This is a genomic window from Mycobacterium sp. E1747, from assembly GCF_001667775.1.
Taxonomy (GTDB): domain Bacteria; phylum Actinomycetota; class Actinomycetes; order Mycobacteriales; family Mycobacteriaceae; genus Mycobacterium.
The window spans coordinates 1-6,607 of sequence record NZ_LZJI01000142.1 but is presented as its reverse complement, the minus strand read 5'-3'; the positions used below and the strand labels follow the sequence as shown (position 1 = coordinate 6,607).

The following is a 6,607-nucleotide window of genomic DNA, read 5'->3' as shown; positions in this document are numbered from 1 at the left end:
GCGGCATGATCTCGAATTGGTGCACGACGGTTGCACCCTGGCGGTGCGCGGTACCGAGGCAGTCCGCGCCGGTGTCGCCGCCGCCGATGATGACGACCTTCTTGCCCTTGGCGGTGATCGGGGGCTCCCCGTCGGGGCCGAGGACGTCGTCGCCCTCCTGCACCCGGTTGCCCCATGGCAGGTACTCCATCGCCTGGTGAATCCCGTCCAGTTCCCGACCGGGGATGGGCAGGTCCCGCCCGGCGGTCGCGCCACCGGCCAGCACCACCGCGTCGAATTCGGCGCGCAGTTGTTCGGCGGTGATGTCGACCCCGACGTTGACACCGGCGCGGAACTCGGTGCCCTCCGCGCGCATTTGGTCCAGGCGCCGGTCGAGGACCCGCTTCTCCATCTTGAATTCCGGGATGCCGTAGCGCAGCAGGCCGCCGATGCGGTCAGCCCGCTCGAAGACGGTGACGGTGTGGCCGGCGCGGGTCAATTGCTGCGCCGCGGCCAGACCGGCCGGCCCGGAGCCCACCACCGCGACCTTCTTCCCGGTCAGCTTGTCCGGGGGGAGCGGCACCACGAAGCCTTCCTCGAAGGCACGGTCGATGATCTCCAGCTCGATCTGCTTGATCGTCACCGGATCCTGGTTGATGCCGAGCACGCATGCCGGCTCACACGGTGCCGGGCAGAGCCGGCCGGTGAAGTCCGGGAAGTTGTTGGTGGCGTGCAGCCGCTCGATCGCATCGCGCCAGCGGCCCCCGCGCACCAGGTCGTTCCATTCGGGGATGAGGTTCCCCAATGGACAGCCGTTGTGGCAGAACGGAATACCGCAATCCATGCAACGGGTCGCCTGCTCGCGCAGGGTGCCTTCGTCGAAGTCTTCGTAGACCTCGTGCCAGTCCTTCAACCGCAGCGGGACAGGCCGACGTTTCGGCAGTTCCCGGTGGGTGTACTTCAGGAAGCCGCTCGGATCAGCCATGCGCGGCCGCCATGATCGCCTTGTCCACGTCGACGCCGTCGCGCTCAGCCTCGGCGATCGCCTGCAGCACCTTCTTGTAGTCGCGCGGCATCACCTTGACGAAGTGGCGCTGCTGGCCACGCCAGTCGCCCAGGATGCGCTGGCCGACCGCGGAATCGGTGGCATCCACGTGCGCCTGGATGATCCCGTGCAGGAACTCGGCGTCGTCGGAGTCCAGCGCCTCCATCTCCACCATCTCGATGTTGAGATTGTCCGGCAATTCCTCGTCGGGGTCGTAGACGTAAGCCACACCGCCCGACATTCCCGCGGCGAAGTTGCGGCCAGTGCGGCCCAAAATCACTACTCGACCACCCGTCATGTATTCGCATCCATGGTCACCCACACCCTCGACCACCGCGTGGGCGCCGGAGTTGCGGACCGCGAACCGCTCGCCGACCACTCCGCGCAGGAAGGCCTCCCCGCTGGTCGCACCGAACAGGATCACGTTGCCCCCGATGATGTTGTCCTCGGCCACATAGTCGTGCGGCACGTTGTCGGAGGGCCGCACCACAATTCGGCCACCGGACAGGCCCTTGCCGACGTAGTCGTTGGCATCGCCGTAGACCCGCAGGGTGATTCCCATCGGAACGAAAGCCCCAAAACTGTTGCCCGCGGAGCCGTCGAACGTGATATCGATGGTTCCGTCCGGAAGGCCCTGGCCGCCATAGGCTTTCGTCACCTCGTGGCCGAGCATGGTGCCCACCGTGCGATTGACGTTGCTGATCGTGGTGGAGAAGCGCACCGGCTTGCCGGAGTCGAGCGCCTCCCGGCTCATCACGATCAACTGCTGATCCAGCGCCTTGTCCAGGCCGTGGTCCTGCCGCGAGCTGCAGTACAGGTCCTGGTTCATGAACGCCGACTCGGGCTCGTGTAGCACCGGCGTGAGATCCAGCTTGTGGGCCTTCCAGTGCGCACGCGCCAGCGTGGTGTCCAGCGCGCCCACCTGGCCGACGGCCTCGTTGAGGGTGCGGAAACCCAACTGCGCCATGTACTCCCGAACCTCTTCGGCGATGAACACGAAGAAATTTTCGACGAACTCCGGCTTGCCGGTGAACCGCTCGCGCAGCAGCGGGTTCTGGGTGGCCACACCGACCGGGCAGGTGTCCAGGTGACAGACCCGCATCATGATGCAGCCGGCGACCACCAGCGGCGCGGTGGCGAAGCCGAACTCCTCGGCGCCCAGCAGCGCGGCGATCATCACGTCGCGGCCTGTCTTGAGCTGACCGTCCACCTGGACGACGATCCGGTCACGTAACCCGTTGAGGAGCAAGGTCTGTTGCGTCTCGGCCAGACCCAGCTCCCAGGGGGCGCCGGCGTGCTTCTGCGATGTCAGCGGCGTCGCCCCCGTGCCGCCGTCGTGGCCCGAGATCAACACCACGTCGGCGTGCGCCTTGGAAACACCGGCCGCAACCGTGCCTACCCCGTTCTCGGAGACCAGCTTGACGTGCACCCGCGCGGACGGGTTGGCGTTCTTCAGGTCGTGGATCAGCTGCGCGAGATCCTCGATGGAGTAGATGTCGTGGTGCGGCGGCGGAGAGATCAGGCCGACGCCGGGTGTCGAATGCCGGACCTCGGCGACCCACGGGTACACCTTGTGACCCGGAAGCTGGCCGCCCTCACCGGGTTTGGCGCCTTGCGCCATCTTGATCTGGATGTCGGTGCAATTCGTCAGGTAGTGCGAGGTCACACCAAACCGTGCGGATGCGACCTGTTTGATCGCGCTGCGGCGCCAATCCCCATTGGGATCGCGGTCGAAACGCTTGACGTCCTCGCCGCCCTCACCGCTGTTGGATCGCCCGCCCAATCGGTTCATCGCGATGGCGAGCGTCTCGTGCGCTTCGGCCGAGATCGAACCGTAGCTCATCGCCCCGGTGGAGAAGCGCTTGACGATCTCGCTGGCCGGCTCGACCTCGTCCAGCGGGATCGGGGGACGCACCCCGCCGCGGAACTTGAGCAGGCCACGCAGCGAGGCCATCCGCTCGCTCTGATCGTCGACCAGCCGGGTGTAGTCCTTGAAGATGTTGTACTGGCCGGTGCGGGTCGAGTGCTGCAGCTTGAAGACGGTCTCCGGGTTGAAAAGGTGGTACTCACCTTCCCGGCGCCACTGGTACTCGCCGCCCACTTCGAGCTCGCGGTGCGCCCGTTCGTCGCGGCGGTCCAGGTAGGCCAGCCGGTGCCGGGCGGCGACGTCGGCGGCGATGTCCTCCAGCGTGATCCCGCCGATCGGACAGCTCAGCCCGGTGAAGTACTCGTCGAGTACGTCTTCGGAGATGCCCACCGCCTGGAACAGCTGCGCCCCGGTGTAGGAGGCGAGCGTCGAAATGCCCATCTTGGACATCACTTTGAGCACGCCCTTGCCGGCGGCCTTGACGTAGTTGTTCAGCGCCTTATCGCGGTCGATCCCGTCGATCGCGCCGCGGTCGAGCATGTCCTCGATCGACTCGAACGCCAGGTAGGGGTTGATCGCCGCCGCCCCGCACCCGATCAGCATCGCCATGTGGTGCACCTCGCGGGCGTCACCGGTCTCGACGACCAGGCCCACGTGGGTGCGGGTCCGGTCGCGCACCAGGTGGTGGTGCACACCGGCGACGGCGAGCAGCGACGGGATGGGCGCCATCTGCTCGTTGGACTCCCGGTCGGACAGGATGATGATGCGCGCGCCGTCCTCGATCGCGGCCGACGCCTGTGCGCGGACGTCGTCGAGCGCCGCCGCCAATCCGGCGCCGCCCTCGGCGACCGGATACAGGCAACGGATCGCCTTGGAGCGCATGCCATGCGGGCGCCCGTTGACCTCATCGTCGGGATTGAGGTTGATCAACTTGGCCAGCTCGTGGTTGCGCAGGATCGGTTGCTGCAACGCGATCTGGTGACAGGAGTGTTCGGTCGGGTTGAGCAGGTCGCACTCACCACCGGTGGTGCCCTGCAGGCTGGTCACCACCTCTTCGCGGATGGCGTCCAGCGGCGGGTTGGTCACCTGAGCGAACAGCTGCTGGAAGTAGTCGTAGAGCATCCGCGGCCGCTGCGAGAGCACGGCGACCGGGGTGTCGGTGCCCATCGAGCCGATCGGCTCGGCACCGGTGCGCACCATGGGCGACACCAACAGGTTGAGTTCCTCATAGGTGTAGCCGAATGCCAACTGCCGCTTGACGAGTCGATCGTGGGGCATCCGCACGTAGTCGCCCTGCGGCAGCTTCTCCAGGGGAACCAGGTTGCGGTCGAGCCACTCCTGGTACGGGTGCTCGGCCGCGAGTTCGGCCTTGATTTCCTCGTCGGAGACGATGCGACCCTGTGTGGTGTCCACCAGGAACATCCGGCCCGGCTGCAACCGCATCCGGCGCACCACCTTGGCGGGTTCCAGGTCAAGGACACCGGCCTCGGAGGCCATCACCACCAAGCCGTCATCGGTGACCCAGATCCGCGAGGGGCGCAAGCCATTTCGGTCAAGCACGGCGCCCACGATGGTGCCGTCGGTGAAGGTGATCGACGCGGGGCCGTCCCAGGGCTCCATCAACGACGCGTGGAACTCGTAGAACGCCCGCCGCGCCGGGTCCATCGACTCGTTGCGTTCCCACGCCTCGGGGATCATCATCAGCACCGCGTGGGCCAGGCTGCGGCCCCCCAGGTGTAGCAGTTCGAGCGCCTCGTCGAAGCGTGCGGTGTCGGAGGCGCCCGGGGTACAGATTGGGAACAGCTTCTCGACATCGGCTTCCGTGCCGAAGATCTCGGTCTTGATCAGCGCCTCGCGGGCCCGCATCCAGTTCTCGTTGCCTTTGACGGTGTTGATTTCGCCGTTGTGGGCGACCCGGCGGAACGGGTGGGCCAGCGGCCACGACGGGAAGGTGTTGGTGGAGAACCGCGAGTGCACGATGCCCAGCGCGCTGGTCATCCGATCGTCTTGCAGGTCAAGGTAAAACGCCTTGAGCTGCGGGGTGGTCAGCATACCCTTGTAGACCATGGTCTGACCGGAAAGGCTTGGGAAATAAACGGTTTCACGCCCGGGCCCGTCCTGACCGGGCCCCTTGGTGCCGAGTTCGTGCTCGGCGCGCTTGCGGACCAGATAGCAGCGACGCTCGAGCGTCATGTCCGAGGCGCCGGCCAGGAACATCTGCCGGAAGGTGGGCATCGCGTCGCGGGACAGGGCACCCAGCGAGGAGTCGTCGATGGGCACGTTGCGCCAGCCGAGCACCGTCAGGCCCTCGGACTCGGCGATCTTCTCGACCGCGTCGCAGGCGGCCGCGGCATCCTTCGCCGACTGCGGCAGGAAAGCGATGCCGGTGGCGTAGCTGCCCGGCTCGGGCAGTTCGAAGTCCACGACCTCACGCAGGAACGCATCCGGAACCTGGATCAGAATGCCGGCCCCGTCACCGCTGCGCGGCTCGGCGCCCTGAGCACCGCGGTGTTCGAGGTTGAGCAGCGCGGTGATTGCCTTGTCCACGATGTCGCGGCTACGTCGGCCGTGCATGTCGACGACCATGGCTACCCCGCACGAATCGTGCTCGAACGCGGGGTTGTATAACCCGGCGCGCTTGGGCGTCATATGCACCTGACCCTTCACCTGAACGTTGCGAGCGGCCGATGACGGCTGCTCCGATGAGATCGCACCCCCGGAGGTTGCGGGCTGTGACCCCTCGGCCTTGTCTCGATAGGCTGTCCCCCAAGCGGAGATGATCCTGTTAGGGATGCGTCCGTGCAGCGCTGAACGGTGGCCTGGAACCGGTCTCGACAAGTCGTAAAACGATATGCCAATACCCGCCTGACATGCCAACTTCGCCAAGTCTAACCGCCAGTCGGCAGCGCCGTAAATTCGTCGGCGGAGGAAGCGCTGCAATAGGCTCGACGTGCTGCTTTGGGTCTGCAATTTGCGTCACAGCGGTCCGGATCCCAACGGTCCGGTGCGGCGGATCGGACTCGCATCGAAGTTTGCTGGCGCGAGCCGTGAGTGGGCGTCACGCGTGGCAACCGGCCCGCATGATGGTGCTCAGGGCGCGAGCAAAGCCTCCGCGGACGCAGTGCAGTAAGCGCTGCTAAGTTTGCGCGGTGGCAAAGCGAGCCACGCAGGAGATACTGGACCGGTACTGGTCCCGTATCCGGCGTCGGTGGTTGGGTCGTGGCGCTTATCACTGGCGCCGGACAGACCACCTGGGCGCCGCTCGATCGCCTGGCACCCGAGGAGCCCATGAACGAGCCGGTGGTCGCCGGGTCGATTCGGCTGCTGAGGCGCCCGAACGCCGTGTCGGCGTCGATCGCCACGGTGTGATCCTGCCGCCGGAGCTCGGCGAACAGCGATCCAACGCTAGCGGCCACCGAGGTCTTTCCCACCCCACCCTTGCCGAGGACGCCGACCTTGTAGTTGCCGTGCAGTCGGGTACGGATGATCGTCTCGAACTGCGCGTCCTGCTGCTGGGCCGGTGACGGGCCGAGAGCGACCAGGCCGAAAGTCATCCGCCGGAGAACACGTCGCCAACCGCGATCGGGCACCGCATCGACGCCCGACGGGGCGGGCTTGGGGCCGACGGGTGCGACCGGGGCCGAAGCGGCCTGCGCAGGCGGCCGCGGTGCAGAGCCGGCGGCCATGCCGACAAACGCACGCGGGCGCAGCTGGCC

The 6,607-nt window shown here is 66.7% G+C and carries 2 protein-coding genes and 1 pseudogene; all 3 read right to left on the bottom strand.

The window, feature by feature from the left end:
- Positions 1 to 964, bottom strand: a 964-nt coding sequence (locus A5695_RS13995) for a glutamate synthase subunit beta (protein WP_068082705.1), incomplete at its 3' end; no start/stop codon positions are given.
- Positions 957 to 5,540 carry a glutamate synthase large subunit gene (gene gltB, locus A5695_RS13990; protein ID WP_068082701.1) on the bottom strand — a complete coding sequence of 1,528 codons (4,584 nt, stop codon included), beginning with the start codon at positions 5,538 to 5,540 and terminating at the stop codon, positions 957 to 959. The genes A5695_RS13995 and gltB, both read right to left, overlap by 8 nt.
- 641 nt (positions 5,541 to 6,181) lie before the next feature.
- A pseudogene (locus A5695_RS29640) lies at positions 6,182 to 6,607 on the bottom strand (ATPase); the annotation flags it as partial.